Source organism: Pseudarthrobacter sp. NIBRBAC000502771 (assembly GCF_006517215.1).
GTDB lineage: Bacteria > Actinomycetota > Actinomycetes > Actinomycetales > Micrococcaceae > Arthrobacter > Arthrobacter niigatensis.
The window spans coordinates 3,629,489-3,644,907 of sequence record NZ_CP041187.1 but is presented as its reverse complement, the minus strand read 5'-3'; the positions used below and the strand labels follow the sequence as shown (position 1 = coordinate 3,644,907).

Sequence of the window (15,419 nt, the reverse complement as noted above, 5' to 3'; positions counted from 1 at the left end):
GTGCACCTATTCCTGGGAGACGCTGTGGATATCGAATTTTTTGAGCCTGCCGAAGCAGCAGCGTTGATGCGCTGCACTGAGTCTTGGCTGCGTGACGGCGCGACCAGCGGAAAGTTCCCTCACGCCTGCTGGGGCAAGGGAAAGATCATCTTTACCTCAGAGCACATCCGGGAAATTGCGAGATTGAGCGAGATCCTTCCTGGTGGCGCGGAGTCCAAGCAATCAACGGAGCAACCCCTGACCAAGCAGCGGCTGATAGGGACCCGTTCCAAGGCCCGCCTGGCCACGGTGAATTGATTCGGCCTGCCAGGGGCTTCCTGGTTCAGTCCTTACACTTGCTCCGGTGTGGCGGGCACGACATGTCCTCTTACCGCTTGCACAAGGTGGCCGAAGTTAGTGTGAAGCAACTCGCCTCAATACGGAAGGGCCGTTCAAATCATTCGCTCGATTGCCCCAGCCCTGACAGTCGCTGCCGCCCTCTTGCTGGTCGGCCCGCTTGCCGGCTGTGACGCTGCCGCCCATGCCATAGAGGGCATCGGAACCGCTCCAAGTACCTCTGCTGGTCAGTCTTCGGGCGGTGGCGCTGCCCGAGAGGCAGGACAAGCCCTCGTCCAGCTTGAGACCATCCCGGTCAAGGGCCGAGCCCCAAAGACTGGTTACACCCGCGATGAGTTCGGACCCGCCTGGGCCGACACAGACCACAACGGCTGCGACACACGTAATGACATCCTCGCCCGCGACCTGACCGAGGAGACGTTCAAACCCGGTACCAACAACTGCGTCGTCGCGACAGGCACACTGGCCGACAAGTACACGGGCACCACGATCAACTTCGTCCGCGGGCAGGACGCCAGCTCCGACATCCAAATTGACCACATTGTCCCGCTTAGCGACGCGTGGCAGAAAGGTGCCCAGCAGCTGAGCGCAGATCAGCGCAAAGAGCTCGCGAACGACCCACTGAACCTCATGGCCGCCGACGGCCCTACTAACAGCGCCAAAGGCGACAAAGACGCCGCAACATGGCTTCCCCCGAACAAAGCTTTTCGGTGTGAATATGTCGAGCGGCAAACTGACGTCAAGGCCAAGTACGCGCTTTGGGTCACCCAACCCGAGCATGACGTCATTGTCGGCGTCCTGAAGAACTGCCTTTAATCCTGTCGGGGGCCCTTAGCCGATCGCTGTGCTGAGCCGAGGCCATTCCAATGCTGACGACCTTTGACCTCTTGGCGGTTCTAAGCAACTCTGTAATCGGACGAGTCGAGCTGGCATTGCGCTAACAGGCAAGCCGATGTGGTGATTTCCAGATCGCGTGGTCGAACTTCTGAAGCTCAACATCGGGGCGCTCCGCGGCATGCACGGCGGCGACAATTCGCCTAGCAGTTTCCGCCTTCACAGGCGCCAGATGTTGTTCTTTGAGTGCGGCATCGACAAAGCCACGGATCATTCGGTCTGCCTTGATCCCGGGCTGGCCAAGCAGCATGGTGAGGTACTCGTATGTCACGTCGCCGAGGCCCTTTACCTCCGTGTAGGCACTTCTGTGGTCCGGGTCGAGTGCATGGAGGTGCGTCGCGCTGCGAACTGGGGGAGTGAGAGAAAGAAAGTTGTCGGCCGCTTGGATGATGCACTCGCTCTTGAAGCGTCCGACGGTTTTACCGTTCCCCATGACCTCCCTTATTCGCTTCTCGCCTAGGTTGCGCAAGCACTCAAGGTCGTTTGCGGCGTCGGGGTAGGCGTCTCGGAATAACTTCGCCCTGCCGAGGACGCCTTTGGCCGGGTGCTTCGTCTTATAGACGGCTCGGATGGAGAACACGGCATCGACGAGAGACAAACCGATTTGGTCAGGCCACCCGCCCGGCCACGCGCTGAAATTCTTTTCGGGAATACTCTTCAATGCCTTCGCTACGGCCGCTATTGCCTGCTGTTCGTCAATTTGCCCCACCTCGCCTTTTTACGGTCAGAATATCCGACACCTTCGGCATAGCCGGATGTCGCCGCAGCCGGCGTGCGGTGACCGTTAGGAGCACGGCGTGACCGCCGGTGCGCGGCCTTCAAATTCGGCTTCGTAGCGTAGCGTTTGGGTTTATCACGGGTATCAGTGGTGTGGGCTGCCACAAGGAATCCCCCCGCCGTCGCCGCGTGCACAAGCGCTTGCACATCTGTGTCGCCGAGGGCGCCGCGTAGCACATCGATCAACTCGTTCACGTAATGGATTCTGGAGTAGTCGCCCGGTAAAGAGTTGCGAACCCTTCCGCGAAGTGTGAGACCAGAATCCGCCCATGAGCGGAGAGCGCGTCTTGTGGGAATTCCGGAACGAAGAATCGATCGCCCAGACCGATGCCGTGGTTGCCGAGCAGTTCAGTCGCCTCAGGAATAGCATCGCCCAGGTAAGGGACAGTGCGGCACGCCGTGTGCAAGGGGCGGTCTCGCGACTGTACATGAGCTGACTCCGCCAACGCGCGAGTCGAACCGGAGCAGGGACAAGGCAAGATCCTGCAGACCTCTCCGGTTGTGTCCGTCGGCGCCGAGCTTTTGTCAGCGACGCGTTAAAGACCACGCCTATACCTTAACGACACTCATAATAACAGTCCACTCGGCCCGAAAATTTACAATCAGTCCTTATGTTTGCGGGGTTTCTGGGCGGACCTTAACAATCGGAAGCCCGTGCTTTCCGCCAGTAAATTAACAATTCGTCTACCCTCAGAGGGACATCCGCGACCGCCCGCGGGAGACAAGCTTGTTTCAGCCGCAGGTTCCGCGGTTCGCAATAGGCGGCCACCTAGACTTCCTTCCATGCGCGTCTTCGACATCGCCTTCGACTACCTTCTCGACACCACGCCTCCGGGAACGGACGCGGACTCCAATAGTCCGCGGCTCAAGGCTGACCATCAGCTGCTCTGGACGAAGGAGCTATGCGGGGGCCAGCTGTTCGAACTGGCGGTCTCGGAAATTCCCAAGGTGCGTCGGAAAAACTACCTGATGTTCGAGCAGACGCCCGACAAATCGATCACGTTCGGCAGTGACGCCATCACGAACTCCTACACCAGGTGGGTGAAGCCCAAGGCCTTGGTCGAGGCTAAGGCCCAGTTGAATGAGGAGCAGAAGCGCCGCTATTTCGACCCGCCGTACACGATCGGCAGCGCCATGATCTGGCCCGTCAGGGGAATACACCTGCCCACCCTCAACACCGCCAGGGGAATGCGAGCAAAGATTGCGGACCGGATGGACCTGACGCTGGAGTGCATCCGGCGCCACTACGCCAAGGAACCAGACAGCCCCCTCGCCGACGTCATCACTAACTATTGGGACTTCTTCGAACTCTTCGGCACGTTCGAGAAGTTCGTGGAGTTCTTCCATTTCCAGGATCTCGTGACGCCGGAGGGGAAGATCGCCTTCTTCCTCGAGGAGGATGACGAGGATAAGGTCTTCACGCGCTCCGGCGTCCCGGTCACAAAAGACGAGTACATCAGGGTTCGGGAAGCCTCGCTGAAGTTCATAGCGTTGCGGGGCAACCGGATGGCCGACTGGGTCGAGGAGAACCACCCCGACATCAAGGTGCGGCGGCAATAACCGGGAATGCCCGGGATGCCTCGCCGCGATAAGTGGGGCCTGGCGGTTCAAGTCCCTATGTGACGCGCCAGGGACGCGTGAACTTCCTAGACTAAACAAGAACCGCTTGGTACACGTCATGGTTGCACTACCTCTGAAGTCTCCGCCAATAGCTGTACCTGCCTTCGTACTTCAGGCAGTTGGTAGATCCTGCCATTCATTTCTGTCTGTGTAACGGCGCTGAAAGCATGGTCCTGTCTGCCTGGTCCTTGGATGCGTCAATGGCCCGGTGGGCTTGCATGTACTAAGTGGCAAAGTAGGCGCCCGAGCCGCGGGTCGAGCATCCTAATGATCGCTCGACCGTCGGGTGGCACGTGCCGGCGAGCTTGCGACTCCACTCTCATCCTCTATGGCGCCGGAAACAGACGACTCCATTTTTGAAGTTTCAGAGCAATCCTCAAAAAATCGATCCGACCTTGTTCAGCTGGTTTCCTCCGACGTTCCTGGGCATTCGCAGGAGTGGAACGGCGATTCGGACGAGTGCGCGTCCTCATGGTCTGGGTTCCTGAGGTCGGTAACAGGACATTGGAACCCGGCGGATAGCTCCTGAAGATGCTTCTCAATTAGGTCCACTTGGGCGCCGAAGGTTCCTGCTAGCGGGGTGATTAGACCGGCGTCGCTCAGCAGCGTGATCTGTCGACGGACGGTCGACTGCGAAAGTCCCAGGGCACGAGAGGCATGCCCGCAAGACGCTGGACCATGCACGATTAGGAACCGAAGGAGTCGGCTTCGCGTCCGGTTCATCAAGATGTCCTCTGCCACGGAGACCCCCGCCGAATGACTGAGCTGAACGACCTGTAGACGGGTCTACAGGAGAACGATACGCTCATCCGTAAGGGGATGGAAGCAACCCGCAAGCCTTATTGCAGGCGGCGTTCCGCAGAGGAATACTGGCACCAGGGTCGGCGTGAACCATCGCACCAGAAGGGAGGCGGGTCTTGTCTTCTGACCAAGAGGCATTCAGTGCTGGCTCGTCTCCACAGGCAGAGTTGGCGCGACGCCTGAACCTTCTGCTTGATGTTGTGGTTGCCGAGCGAGGTCAGCCGGTCACGTTCCGTGAGGTTCAGCAGAAGCTGCAGAGCAGGGGAATCAAGCTTTCCAGAGCCCGCTGGTTCTACATGAAGGACGGCACGGGGAGACTCGTCAGTGACCCGGCGTTGCTGGGAGCTCTGTGTGAAATCTTCAATGTCGACCCTGGGTATCTGCAGGGAGGCGAGGCCGCTGACCTGCCCGAGCGCATTGATTCACAGCTTGAGTTTGTGAAGTCCCTGCGCGCAGCTCGTGTGAAGACGTTTGCGGCCAGGACTCTTGGTGATGTGTCCCCGGAAACGCTTCGTGTCATCACAGAGTATTTGAACAGGGACATCAGCCGGCGGCCGGAAGGTGAGCAAGCAGCGGCGGGTTCATCGTCAGACGCGGGTGAAGCAGCGGAATAGATCGAACAGGCGCTACCGCCGTCGCAAACGTTGCCACTACTTCTCGAGCAGGTAGCCTAGGTGCGCGTCGAGCAGTTCCTTTATTCGGGCTGCGTTGGCAGAGTACCGGGGCGAGCGCCCGTGCCGGCGCCCAGGTTCGACGTCGACTATCACCACGCCTGCGTCCTCCAGGGCGGTGAGGTGCTTAGCTACGCTCGGTTCGCCGGCGCTGACGGCTGCGACAATGTCGCCTCGCGTCGCCGGTCCATTCGCCGTGAGGAATCGGAGAATCTCGTTCCGCGACCGGTTGCCAAAAGTGGCGACGGCAGCCTCAACGTCAGCCGACCAGGCGGCGTCGTGTGGCTGGGTAATCCGCGGCATAGCCACATTCTTCCCGAAGGTTGACCAAAAAGTAAGAACGGCACCCTTGACGATACTTTAAGTATCTTCGACAATAACTTCTATAGCTTCTACTGGTCGTTGGTGGATCTGCGCATCCACATCCGCGAGTTGCTCTACCCGCGACTCTGCTTACTACTCGATCTGAACAAAAGCGGTGAAGTCGTGGAACTCGACGCCAAAGCAAATAAACCCATCCGGGAACCAGTTAAGACCATCACTGTCGACGTCTCATTGCTAAACCCTCCTGCGGCAGGGGAGTGCAATATCCCGATCGACCGCATCATGAGCGCGGTCAACAGTGTTCAGGGTTACGTGGTTTCCCGTCTTACGCGGATTGGGCGCATGTGCGATGTGGACGACCTCATGCAGGATATCCGGGTCGCCGTATGGGACGGCGTGACGAAGGGGCGCTACCGGGAGTTGCCCGGCATTCCGTTCGAAGCCTGGGTCCAAGGTGTCTGCAACAAGATCTGCGCGGCACACGTCCGGCGCGAACTTAGTCATCAGACTTTGCCGCTGCTCATGGATTTCACGACGGCGGAACCCTCACCTGAAGTGCTTGCTGTCGTCAGCGCCGGGTTGGGTTGGGACAGCACGGAGAAGTATGTCGATCACGCCTGGGCTCAGGCCATGCTTGGCCTGGTGCAAAAAAACGTGAGGGAGGATACCTGGCAATTGGCTGTCTCAAGCTTAGTCGGGCCAAGGCATTACGGGCCGCCCTCGCCAAGGGACAGGAGGCGCTGGCATGCCGTTACCGTCGTGCGGCAGACCGCCATGACTATCAATGCTGCTTTGAACTGCCACCCCGAGCCGGGGGTCAGCATGGAAGGTCTTTGCCGGTGCGCTGCGGATTGCCTTCCCACGGCTGTTCTGAGAAGAGTCGCGGAGACCATAGTCCGTCCAGGGTTGCGCGGCCTGCCTAGGTCTGTGCAGATGGCGGCGCTGGCGACGGAGCTTGGTGTCACTGAGCGGTATGTCGCCGTGAATATCGGTTTCGCGCGGCAGTTGTACCGGACAGCTTGGCGCGTGCTCCAGCACGAGGCCAACAGGCAGACTGCATAAGTCATGGTTGGCCGGGGACTGCGTGCACTCCTTCCGGTGGGCCGTCAGCGCTCGTTCGTTGCCGGACTCTTCGTTGTGTTGCTGATAGGCGGCCTTGTCATCCTGTTCCGGCCGGTCGGTAGGTCCGCTGCGGCGCCGGTCCCAAGCCCGACACCAAGCATGCCTCCAGCGTCAGTACCTTCCGGGACGCCCGCAGCAACGGGCGCGCCCTCTGCTCTCCCTGGCGAAACCAATGTGGCCGCACTGGCCTCGCCTGTTGATCTTTCGCCAACGCGCGACTTCCGTGCGCTCGCTTTAGAGGCAGCAAGGGGAATCTACACCTGGGACAGCCGCTCGTCGTCGTATTCGGATGTGTATGCACGGGTGCGCTCGTGGTGGGAGTTGCTTCCCGATGGATCCAACCCCTTATCGGTGTTAGTCAAAGAGTTCGAGGCCACTGGTGTGACTGCCACTTCCTTCGCGAGCCTTGGACGGGAGTCGGCGCGCCGGACCGGCACAGCGCAATCTGTTCGCTGCGATCTTGAGTTGGCCAAAGTTCAGGAATTCCCACCTCCCTGGGTAGGCCTTCATGTCTGCACTGTGATCGTGCAAGTGGTCGATGAGACGAGCAGGGACCAAAACGCTTATTCCGCACCTATAACGGTGATGCTGAACTGCCCGCCTGCGATTACAGCTCCGGCTGACCGCTGCGTCATGGTGGCCTTCTATGCGACCGCAGACCGGATCGTCTACTGATGCTCGGTCCTATGGCCGTGGCCGGTCTGGTTAAAAGGCGGGCACTCCTCAAGGGTGTCGCTGCCGCTTCGACTGTCCTTGTGCTTCTCGGCCTGATGGCGTTCGTCGCGGGTGTGGCTCTACTTGCTGGTCTGAGAAGGGAGCCAACTGTCGCTTGTGTTCCGGCTGATGCCGCATCTATCAGCACGGGTACGGGGACTGGCGGTGGCCTGGAGGTCCGCGATGGCAGCCAGGTCCTATACGAGCTGAACTCGCGACAGGAAAGCGTGGCGCGCGCGTACGTCGGGGTCGGCAAACAGCTCGGCGTACCCCGGTCGGGACAGATCATTGCCATCATGATGGCAATGCAGGAGTCGGGATTGCGCGTACTCGCAAACCCCAGCGTGCCGGCTTCCCTGGGCTTTCCGAATGACGGCGTCGGCAGTGACCATGACTCGATAGGATCGGCCCAACAGCGTCCCGGGGCGGGCTGGGGGAGTGTCGAGCAGCTAATGAACGCTTTCTACAACGCCCGCGCCTTCTATGGCGGCCCACTGGGACCAAACCGAGGAAGTCCTCGAGGGCTGCTCGACATACCGGGGTGGCAGGCAATGGACAAAGGCCTGGCTGCCCAGGCGGTCCAGGTATCTGCTTTCCCCGAGCTCTATGCGCGTTGGGAACGGGCAGCGACAGCCGTCGTTGCGGCCTTGGAAACAGACACATCGCCGGCTCTTTGCTCATCGTCACCGCCCGTAGAGCGGTCTGGGGCCCCTTGGCAAAATCTAAGTCAGCTCCGCCAGGACATCCTACGGTTCACGCAGGAAGGTCTAGGCGGACGGTATGTGTGGGGCGGTACTGCATTTAAGGCATGGGACTGTTCAGGTTACGTGCAATGGATCTACCGTCAGGCCGGTATCGAACTGCCCCGGGTAGAGCAGTGGCGTGTTGGGGTACAAACGGACACCCCGAAGCCGGGGGATTTGGTGGTTCAGAATCCGCAGGGACCGAACAACTGGGGGCACGTTGGCATCTACGCCGGCAACGGCATGATGTGGAGTGCCTTGAACCCTGCCGTGGGTACATTACTGCACCCAATCAGCTGGAATTCTGGCACCGCCTATTTTGATCTGCTTCCGCGCTGACTGCTCCTGTCGCGATTGGTGGGGCATCTGGCGTCAGACCCACCTCCCCTCACTGAGCGGTGTGACTGCAGGTTACGAGGTGGGTGCCCGCCTCTGGCCCCCAAAACTTTCGGAGTGTGGTCGATGAGACCCGCTTCCGGGACACCGACCACTGCGAGATCCCAACCGATCTACCATGCCTATATAGAGGAGCATGGAGAGGTGACGTGGTGACGGAGATCGCCTACTCATGAGACCAGTACCTTGATCAAGGATGGCAGGGGGACACCTGCTGCTCACAAAGGCGCAGATGGCGCTGTCACTCGCCGACTTTGCCCGTGGGGCTAAGGAAGACGGTGCGTAGCCGGTTCGCGGGTTACCGACATGGAATTGGCCTTTGATATCGCCATGGACTGTCTCGAGCTCAGACTTGGGAGCGATCGTGGACGAGGTGGGCTGGAAGACCGAGGCCGGCCCAAGCAGGCAACCGAGGCCCGCGCCGCCTTGATATCGGAGCCCTACGACGGCACGGGCGCCGCGACAAATAGGTGCCCGTCGAATTCGTTCGGCTGCACCACCGCATCCCGAATCAGTCGACGAACTGAGAGCAGCCTTCGCAGAGAAGCGGAGCCTGCAGTGGCAAAGAAAATCAGGCCTGCCTGACGGCAACGGGCTGATCATGATGGTCCGAGTCTACTCCACCGCAGGAACCCGCCGGCGTGTGGCGGTCGGAGGATTCCGAGCGTAGCGCCCCTGGCCGTTCAAGGTGCAGTACAGGGTTGCCGGCGGACGCCGAATTCCCGACTGCTTAGGGATGACTTCTGGTCCAATCGCAAGCTCGCGTCAGCGCCGGTCTGGATTGCCCCCGAGTGCCGTCAGACGCTCTTGCTCGCGACGGATCGCGATGGCGGCCGCGACAGTGGCCCCGGAGCGAATGGCCTCCGGCGGGATCGGCCGCAACGCGATGGCTTTAGCGGCGGCCTCGGAAGAAGCCTGCCCCTTTTTACCTTTGCGCTCCATGGGATCAATTCTAAATGTGGTCACTGCTACGCGCTGAGGCGTTCACGCTTCGGATCATCCACGCATGTCCCTCTCGCGTGCTAGTGGCTTGATCTGCCACCCGCGGATAGGGCGGCCCGTCGGGCCGCTTGCGGGAACTGTCCTTCCCACGATCTGGCTCGGAGCAAGTCGGTGTAGTGACATTTGCCGTTGGGTCCCTGATAAGTGCGCTTATCGGGGCATGGAGGAAGACCGCCCTCGCGTGACGCGGTGAGGGAAAAACAACCGCCGCACCGTCCCGGATAAGATCACGGGGAGGTAGTGCGAAGAGAAATCTAAGACCTGATCAGACTCTGATCGATTCGCCGCTCACCATGACCCGCCCTGGATGCCAGCCGCCTTTTTCCCGGTTCTTCAAGCCCCATCCGAACGTCCGTACCTTCGCGTGACGCGACGCTCTTGCCGAACCGGGCCCCAATGGGACAATCAGGAGAATGACGACGGCACTCCCTGAACTCTGGACCGACTGGTGCACCGTCGCAGGTGTACCCGATTTTCGGCTCGACGAGCCGACGCTCACGCTGTTCTCGCGGCAGGCGGATCCGCCAAAAGCTGTGCTCGCATCACTGCGCCGGCTGCTCGCCCCCGAACCCCAGACTGCCCCGGCCTGGCCGCGCCGGCGCCGGGACGACCCCAATTCCCTTCAGCGGCTGATCCAGCGCGCGACGGCGATCATCCAGCACCCGGACACCCACTGGGTCTTCCGGCTGCGGCTGCGCCGGATGCTCTTCGCTGCGGTTCTGCTGGCACCGCCCTCCCACGGAGGCCTCGGGCTGGACAGGTCAGGTGCGCTGAGACTGCCGCCGGACGCAATGAACCGGGTGCGCGGGCAGATCGGCGTCACCCCGGAACCGGATGCCTGTCCGGCGTGCGTCACCTGGTCGTGGCTCGATGTGCTCGGCACCAACTACGGATGGTCGCACGGTTCCGTCCGGGCCCTGGGGCACCGCCGCGACGAAGAAGGACCTGCGCACCGGCACCTGCGGCCAGACCCCAATCCGGACTGGCACCTCTGCGTCGGCATGCTGCCCGCCGTCGATCGCTGGGGGTGGATCGACCCCTACCACTCCATGCACCCGTCCTCGCTGTCGGCTGTCATCAGTGCCGCTGCCCTGCTGCTCGACGGTCCGGAGCCCGCACCTGGGCCGGGGCCTGCTGCGGCTGCGATGCAGGCCAGCCTCCGGCGGCAGATGTCGCGCGAGGAGGAAGAGCAGGTCCTCAAGCGCGCCGACGAACTGACCGCGCGTGTCGAGGCGATCCTTCGCGAGTTCGATAACGGCCGATAAAATCGTGTGCATGGGATTCGACTGGGAGCAGCTCCTCGGGACCAGGGGCGCAGGCATCTCGGACGCCTACGAACAGATCACCTCCGACGCGCTGTACCAGGACCACCCGAGCGCAGCTCCGCCCTCGGCCACCGAAGACCCGGGCGATGCGGTCGTCCAGCTGCCGTTCGACGAGATCTGATCCCGGACTCCCTCGCCCGAATGCCTGTTTAGGGACATAACCGCATTCCAGAGCGCATGCACACTTAAGTGCGCGGTCCTCCGGGGGTATGTCCTTAAGTAATTATGTGATGTGTTCCCTGTAATTACGGGCATTTCTCACCATGCGGAGCAGTGCTCTTCGGGTAGACAGAGCCCTTTCCGAGCTCCTGCCCGGCGCTCGTCATGCACGACGTGCGACCTCAAAGCTGGGATGACGACTCAGCGACATCGCCGCGCACTTCGGACTCGCAGAGGAGCCAGAAGATGGGTAGTCAATTACCCGACTGCGATTCCTAATCCTCAGCGTCAGGATCGTCACCCGATGCCAGCTTCTGCCGCAGGTAGTCGATATAGTCCGTACGGAGCACGTGCCGGGCTCGCGGGCGCTTCCCGCCGTTGATGTCCCGGACGTACTGCGCCAGCCGCTCCGGATTCTTGCCGGCCCACCCTTGAGCAAGGGCCCAGCCCTGCATGGCGTCGGCGTCCATCGGGATTCTGGCGTCGCGCAGCGCCAGGAGTACGCCGACCACCTGATCCTTCTCAAAGCCGGCCGATATCGTGTTGTTGTGGTTCACCGTAAGCGTCAGGCTTCTCAGAGCCTCCATGACGATCGGGTCGAGTTCGGCGGAGGGAGGCTTCCAGTCCGAGCCGTCGCCAAGAATGTCCGGTTTCATCGCCGTGACCCACGAGCGGATTCGGTCGGCGTTCCAAGTGATGACGCAGATGGCGCGGATCCCGTGGCCGTAGCGCACCAGCTTCCCGATGTCGTCCATGTCCGGCCAAGCCATCAGCACGGTACCGGTACCTTGTGGCGTCCCGCCACCACGACCGGTGATATGCGACACGTTGCTGTGTCGCTGCACGAGGCGCTCCAAGGCGTCGCAGTTGCCGAGGTTCGACTGTAGTGCCGTCCAGACAGAGAGCGTGTCATCCGTCTGCATCTGTTCGACGCACCAGTCGATCGCCGCGCTGATGCCCTCGTCATCGTAGCTCGCTACGGCTGTTGGGTACTCGGTGTCTCGGTCAAACATGTGTCCCCCTAATAGTGTCGTCAGGCTTAACGCTAACTAGGAGGTCCGACAAGAACAGCGGTGTCACGCGTAGATGAAGCAGGCAGGACTCGCCGCCAAGAAGGCTCCGTATCTTCAGATGCGCGGCGGCCACGGTCTGCCCGGTTAGCGTTTCGAAGGCGATGTGATCGTGGACCGTCAACGAATCGTCGCTTGAGGCGACAGACAGCTCGGCGACCTCAAAGGTACAACCAACTCAAGGGCCGCCCACAGGGCCGACGCCTCATGGTCGTCGATGGACTCGGCCTTGAGCCGCCTCCAGCCATCCATGGAGGCGTTGTACGGGACTACGTCTTCCCACGGCACTTGAGCCGGGAACGAGGGACGTTCTCTTCCCTGCCCGGTGGATGGCCGTGCAAGTGACGGATGTCGACCCGGAATCTTCGACCCTCCTGGTGCACCGCCACGATGTGCACCCGCTCGGACGGCGCATCGTCACGCAGCCTGTAGGCCCACTCTTCCCTTGGGCTGGGGCTACGTGAAACATCAGCTTTTGGTTCCATTGCCGCTCATTATCCGTCCACCCCCGGCTGCTGTCTCCTAGCAGATCCGTGCCCGCAGGGACAGGGGCCGGATCAGCCGTTGCCCAGCCTGCCCTAAAGCCTTGGGGGAGGGTGTTGATGGGCACTGTTTCTGCGGTTCTTCCGGCCGTGCGCTTGGGGCATCGACCTGGTGATAGCGCTTACCGCTCTGCTTTCGACCGTGAAGCATGTGACTTAGCGCCCAATACCTGTGCTGGTGGGGAGATTTCCCCCAAGTCAGGTCTGTCAATGGCCATTTGTTTCTGCCCACGGGCGGCCAGTTAATCGGCCCGCTGGTGGCCAGTAAAACTGCCCGGTGATGGCCAACAGATCTGCCCACTGAGGGTTGTCGGTGGGGTTGGCCATCGTGGGTCTGTTATTTCAGTTGGGTGACTCCTTTTCCCGCGAGGGCTTGGGTGAGTCGGATGGAATCGCCGCTGGTTTGGCAGACGTGGGCGTGATGTAGGAGCCGATCAACTGTGGCTGTGGCCAGGGTTTTGGGCATGAGTTCGTCGAAGCCGGCTGGGTGCAGGTTCGAGGAGATCGCGACGGAGCGTTTTTCGTAGGCGGCGTCCACGACTCTGTAGAGTCCTTCGGCGGCGTCGGTCGCCACGGGCAGCAGGCCGATGTCATCGATCACGACGAGTTCGGCGCGGAGGATTCTGGCGACGGCCTTGGTGACGCTGTCGTCGGTGCGATGCGCGCGGATGAGCGCGCCGAGGTCCTCGAGTCTGAACCAGGCAACGCGCATCCCGGCTTCGACGGCTTGCTGGCCGAGGGCTTCGAGGAAGAACGTTTTCCCGGTGCCGGAGGGCCCACAGACGACCAGGTTCTCCCTGCGGGTGATCCATTCCAGGGTGCGCAGGGCCTGCTGGGTCGGCGCCGGAATCGAGGAGACGGCCGGGTCCCAGACGTCGAAGGTCTTTCCGGTCGGGAAGCCGGCCGCTTTGCGCCGGGTGGCGAGCATCGACCGCGCCCGTCCTGCGGCTTCCTCGGTGAACAGGGCCTTGATGATCTCGGTCGGTTCCCAGCGCTGGGCTCGTGCGGTAGCGATCAGCTCCGGGGCCAGTGCCCGGGCGTGGGGCATCTTCAGTTGCCGCATTAGCGCTTCCAGCTCGGCTGGCAGGGCCGGGGCGGTGGTGTTCGTGGTTGTGACTGGGGTCATCGGCTCTGCTCCTTCGCTGGGGTGCTGGACGGACCGGCGCCGAGGCCTGCCCAGGCGCTGGTGCCTTGGGTGAGGGACCTGGTTTCGTCCGCAATGTGGGTGGTGGTGCGGCGGATGTTCGCGTTCAGGATGGACGGCAGGTCGCCGTGGGCGAAGCGGCCATGGAGCGCAGCATCACCCAGGGCACGGTCCACGGACTCGGTCCCGGCGATTTTGGCCAGGGTCACGGCCTCGGCCATTTTCACGTTGATCCGGCCTGTTCCTGCCGCGGCGGCTTCCACGAGCCAGGTCTTGGCGCCTGCGCCGATGGCAAGGAACTCGGCTTCTCCGGCGGTGCGTGCTTTCACGGCGTAGTCGCCCGGGATCCTGGTCCTGGTTTCGGGGAAGTGCTCATCGATGATCGCGGGGCTGCCGGGCCTTGCCCGGCCATGGCGGGCGACTTCGACCGGGCCGGTCGGGCCGTGGTGGACGATGATGACCTGTTCATCAGGCCCGGTGCCGTGGGAGCGGACGAACACCCTCGCGCCGAGCAGATGAGACGGCACGGAGTATTGGGCGTTCTCGAAGGAGACCATCGGGGTGTTCTCCGGGACTATACGGGCCAGCCCGAACGCGACCGTATGCGCGGTCTCCGGGACCCGGTGCAGCCGGGGCGCTTCCTCCGCCAAAACTACTGCGGGTTTGCGGCGGGTCGCCCGATGTTCCCGGTTGTTGACCTCGTCCATGAAGACCTGGCAGGCGGCCTCGAGCTCGGCGAAGGAGGCGTAGCTGGGCCTCAGGTTAGTGTCTGTGGGCACGAGGTCGGCTTTGGCCAGTTTCACCGACGCTTCGACTCCGCCTTTGGTGGCGGGGTCTGCGGGTTGGCAGGTCAGCACGGTGACCCCGTAGTGGCGGGCGAAGTCCAGGGTCTGCTGGTTCCGCACCGGGACCCCTGCGACGTGGGCGGTGGTGACGGTCTTCTCGTTATCGGTCAGAACATACGTCGGTGCTCCGCCCAGGATCCGGAAGCACCGGTCGAGGGCTGCGAACACGCTCGGCGCGGTGCGGTCCCTGAGCGGTATCACGATCCGGAAGCGGGAGAACGCCAGCCACGCAACGAACAGGATGGTGTTCACGCCGCCGATTCGTGGCCCGTCGCCGAAGTCGTACTGCAGCCACATCCCGGGCTCGGTGATCCACGGCCGGTGGACGCGGGTGTGTCCGAGCCGCCAGGCGGCTTTGACCTGAGCGATCGCGCGGCGGGTGGACCGCTCCGACCCTTCATAGCCCAGGGCGAGGAGCTTCTCGTGGGCCTTGTCGGCGCGAATCCGGCCCTTGGACGCCTCGATCCATTCCTCGATCTTGGGCAGGTAGGCGTCCGTGACCCTGGGCCGGGGCGCTGGTTCTGCGATTGGCCGGCCGGCGTCACGGGCTGCGACGTGTCTGGCAACAGTGTGGTGCGAGCAGCCTGTGAGCTCCGCGGTGGCGCGCAACGATCCGGTCAGATCGTAGGCAGCAAGAATTTCCATGATTTCTCCGTCATGCTTCATACAGGGCCTCTTCCTGGGACGACATTTGGTGCGACTAGACACCGTCATCAAATCCCGGGGAGAGGCCCCTGCCGCTTAAGACGCGGCAGGTTCAGTAAGGAAGTGGGCAGATCTCATGGCCACCGCTGGGCAGTTCTACTGGCCGTCAGTGGGCAATTACGTGGCCGCCTATGGGCAGTTTTTCATGGCCGCTTACACAGGTCGCCGGAGATCAGACAGCGAATGAAAATTGCGCTGGGCGTAGAAGCCCCTACACTCCTGCAGGACG

The 15,419-nt window shown here is 61.9% G+C and carries 17 protein-coding genes; 10 read left to right on the top strand and 7 right to left on the bottom strand.

Annotation, left to right across the window (positions count from 1 at the left end; all coding sequences use genetic code 11):
* Positions 1-24: 24 nt before the first annotated feature.
* Together NIBR502771_RS16995 and NIBR502771_RS16990 are read left to right on the top strand one after the other, a co-directional pair.
* Positions 25-297: a hypothetical protein gene (locus NIBR502771_RS16995; protein ID WP_133247110.1), complete on the top strand. Its 273-nt coding sequence runs from the start codon at positions 25-27 to the stop codon at positions 295-297.
* A gap of 183 nt (positions 298-480) precedes the next feature.
* Positions 481-1,152 (top strand): HNH endonuclease family protein, encoded by a 672-nt coding sequence (locus NIBR502771_RS16990; protein WP_240617859.1) that lies wholly within the window; start codon positions 481-483, stop codon positions 1,150-1,152.
* A gap of 121 nt (positions 1,153-1,273) precedes the next feature.
* Here NIBR502771_RS16990 and NIBR502771_RS16985 read toward each other — a convergent pair whose 3' ends face one another.
* Complete coding sequence (locus NIBR502771_RS16985) at positions 1,274-1,939, bottom strand: hypothetical protein (protein ID WP_134164339.1); 666 nt, start codon at positions 1,937-1,939, stop codon at positions 1,274-1,276.
* 337 nt (positions 1,940-2,276) lie between these two features.
* On the opposite strand from NIBR502771_RS16985, the gene NIBR502771_RS20775 reads away from it, so the two are divergent.
* Both NIBR502771_RS20775 and NIBR502771_RS16980 read left to right on the top strand, forming a co-directional pair.
* Positions 2,277-2,444, top strand: a complete 168-nt coding sequence (locus tag NIBR502771_RS20775; RefSeq protein ID WP_165838089.1) for a hypothetical protein — start codon at positions 2,277-2,279, stop codon at positions 2,442-2,444.
* Positions 2,445-2,790: 346 nt separating this feature from the next.
* Positions 2,791-3,567 carry a hypothetical protein gene (locus tag NIBR502771_RS16980; RefSeq protein ID WP_134164338.1) on the top strand — a complete coding sequence of 259 codons (777 nt, stop codon included), beginning with the start codon at positions 2,791-2,793 and terminating at the stop codon, positions 3,565-3,567.
* A 459-nt stretch (positions 3,568-4,026) separates the two neighbouring features.
* Here NIBR502771_RS16980 and NIBR502771_RS21300 read toward each other — a convergent pair whose 3' ends face one another.
* Positions 4,027-4,350: a helix-turn-helix domain-containing protein gene (locus tag NIBR502771_RS21300; protein WP_109864169.1), complete on the bottom strand. Its 324-nt coding sequence runs from the start codon at positions 4,348-4,350 to the stop codon at positions 4,027-4,029.
* 194 nt (positions 4,351-4,544) lie between these two features.
* On the opposite strand from NIBR502771_RS21300, the gene NIBR502771_RS16970 reads away from it, so the two are divergent.
* Entirely contained in the window at positions 4,545-5,042 is a 498-nt protein-coding gene (locus tag NIBR502771_RS16970; RefSeq protein ID WP_109864168.1) for a hypothetical protein, read from the top strand.
* 36 nt (positions 5,043-5,078) lie between these two features.
* Here NIBR502771_RS16970 and NIBR502771_RS16965 read toward each other — a convergent pair whose 3' ends face one another.
* Positions 5,079-5,402, bottom strand: a complete 324-nt coding sequence (locus tag NIBR502771_RS16965; protein WP_109864167.1) for a helix-turn-helix transcriptional regulator — start codon at positions 5,400-5,402, stop codon at positions 5,079-5,081.
* Positions 5,403-5,504: 102 nt separating this feature from the next.
* On the opposite strand from NIBR502771_RS16965, the gene NIBR502771_RS16960 reads away from it, so the two are divergent.
* The 3 genes from NIBR502771_RS16960 (at position 5,505) to NIBR502771_RS21050 (ending at position 8,341) form a co-directional block, all read left to right on the top strand.
* Complete coding sequence (locus NIBR502771_RS16960; protein WP_134164336.1) at positions 5,505-6,485, top strand: hypothetical protein; 981 nt, start codon at positions 5,505-5,507, stop codon at positions 6,483-6,485.
* 234 nt (positions 6,486-6,719) lie between these two features.
* On the top strand, positions 6,720-7,220 hold the full coding sequence (locus NIBR502771_RS16955) for a hypothetical protein (RefSeq protein WP_133247113.1): 501 nt from the start codon (positions 6,720-6,722) through the stop codon (positions 7,218-7,220).
* A 266-nt stretch (positions 7,221-7,486) separates the two neighbouring features.
* Entirely contained in the window at positions 7,487-8,341 is an 855-nt protein-coding gene (locus NIBR502771_RS21050) for a C40 family peptidase (RefSeq protein WP_133247112.1), read from the top strand.
* Positions 8,342-9,163: 822 nt separating this feature from the next.
* Here NIBR502771_RS21050 and NIBR502771_RS20770 read toward each other — a convergent pair.
* The gene (locus NIBR502771_RS20770) at positions 9,164-9,340 is read right to left on the bottom strand and encodes a hypothetical protein (protein ID WP_165838088.1); all 177 of its coding nucleotides are present in this window, start codon (positions 9,338-9,340) and stop codon (positions 9,164-9,166) included.
* Between the two features lie 473 nt (positions 9,341-9,813).
* On the opposite strand from NIBR502771_RS20770, the gene NIBR502771_RS16945 reads away from it, so the two are divergent.
* Complete coding sequence (locus NIBR502771_RS16945; protein WP_109864164.1) at positions 9,814-10,665, top strand: hypothetical protein; 852 nt, start codon at positions 9,814-9,816, stop codon at positions 10,663-10,665.
* Between the two features lie 10 nt (positions 10,666-10,675).
* The gene (locus NIBR502771_RS20765) at positions 10,676-10,846 is read left to right on the top strand and encodes a hypothetical protein (RefSeq protein WP_168225760.1); all 171 of its coding nucleotides are present in this window, start codon (positions 10,676-10,678) and stop codon (positions 10,844-10,846) included.
* Between the two features lie 313 nt (positions 10,847-11,159).
* Here NIBR502771_RS20765 and NIBR502771_RS20760 read toward each other — a convergent pair whose 3' ends face one another.
* The 3 genes from NIBR502771_RS20760 to istA form a co-directional block, all read right to left on the bottom strand.
* On the bottom strand, positions 11,160-11,897 hold the full coding sequence (locus NIBR502771_RS20760; RefSeq protein ID WP_165838086.1) for a hypothetical protein: 738 nt from the start codon (positions 11,895-11,897) through the stop codon (positions 11,160-11,162).
* Positions 11,898-12,833: 936 nt separating this feature from the next.
* Entirely contained in the window at positions 12,834-13,622 is a 789-nt protein-coding gene (istB, locus tag NIBR502771_RS16935) for an IS21-like element helper ATPase IstB (protein ID WP_141157922.1), read from the bottom strand.
* Positions 13,619-15,151: an IS21 family transposase gene (gene istA, locus NIBR502771_RS16930; protein ID WP_246839715.1), complete on the bottom strand. Its 1,533-nt coding sequence runs from the start codon at positions 15,149-15,151 to the stop codon at positions 13,619-13,621. Before istA ends, istB begins: the two co-directional genes overlap by 4 nt.
* Positions 15,152-15,419: the final 268 nt, after the last annotated feature.

Bases quoted from the DNA above. Each gene is read 5' to 3' on its own strand.
- NIBR502771_RS16965 (WP_109864167.1), bottom strand. From the start codon at position 5,402: ATGCCGCGGATTACCCAGCCACACGACGCCGCCTGGTCGGCTGACGTT.
- istB (WP_141157922.1), bottom strand. From the start codon at position 13,622: ATGACCCCAGTCACAACCACGAACACCACCGCCCCGGCCCTGCCAGCC.
- NIBR502771_RS16980 (WP_134164338.1), top strand. From the start codon at position 2,791: ATGCGCGTCTTCGACATCGCCTTCGACTACCTTCTCGACACCACGCCT.
- NIBR502771_RS20775 (WP_165838089.1), top strand. From the start codon at position 2,277: ATGAGCGGAGAGCGCGTCTTGTGGGAATTCCGGAACGAAGAATCGATC.
- istA (WP_246839715.1), bottom strand. From the start codon at position 15,151: ATGAAGCATGACGGAGAAATCATGGAAATTCTTGCTGCCTACGATCTG.
- NIBR502771_RS20760 (WP_165838086.1), bottom strand. From the start codon at position 11,897: ATGTTTGACCGAGACACCGAGTACCCAACAGCCGTAGCGAGCTACGAT.
- NIBR502771_RS20765 (WP_168225760.1), top strand. From the start codon at position 10,676: ATGGGATTCGACTGGGAGCAGCTCCTCGGGACCAGGGGCGCAGGCATC.
- NIBR502771_RS16945 (WP_109864164.1), top strand. From the start codon at position 9,814: ATGACGACGGCACTCCCTGAACTCTGGACCGACTGGTGCACCGTCGCA.
- NIBR502771_RS21300 (WP_109864169.1), bottom strand. From the start codon at position 4,350: ATGAACCGGACGCGAAGCCGACTCCTTCGGTTCCTAATCGTGCATGGT.
- NIBR502771_RS20770 (WP_165838088.1), bottom strand. From the start codon at position 9,340: ATGGAGCGCAAAGGTAAAAAGGGGCAGGCTTCTTCCGAGGCCGCCGCT.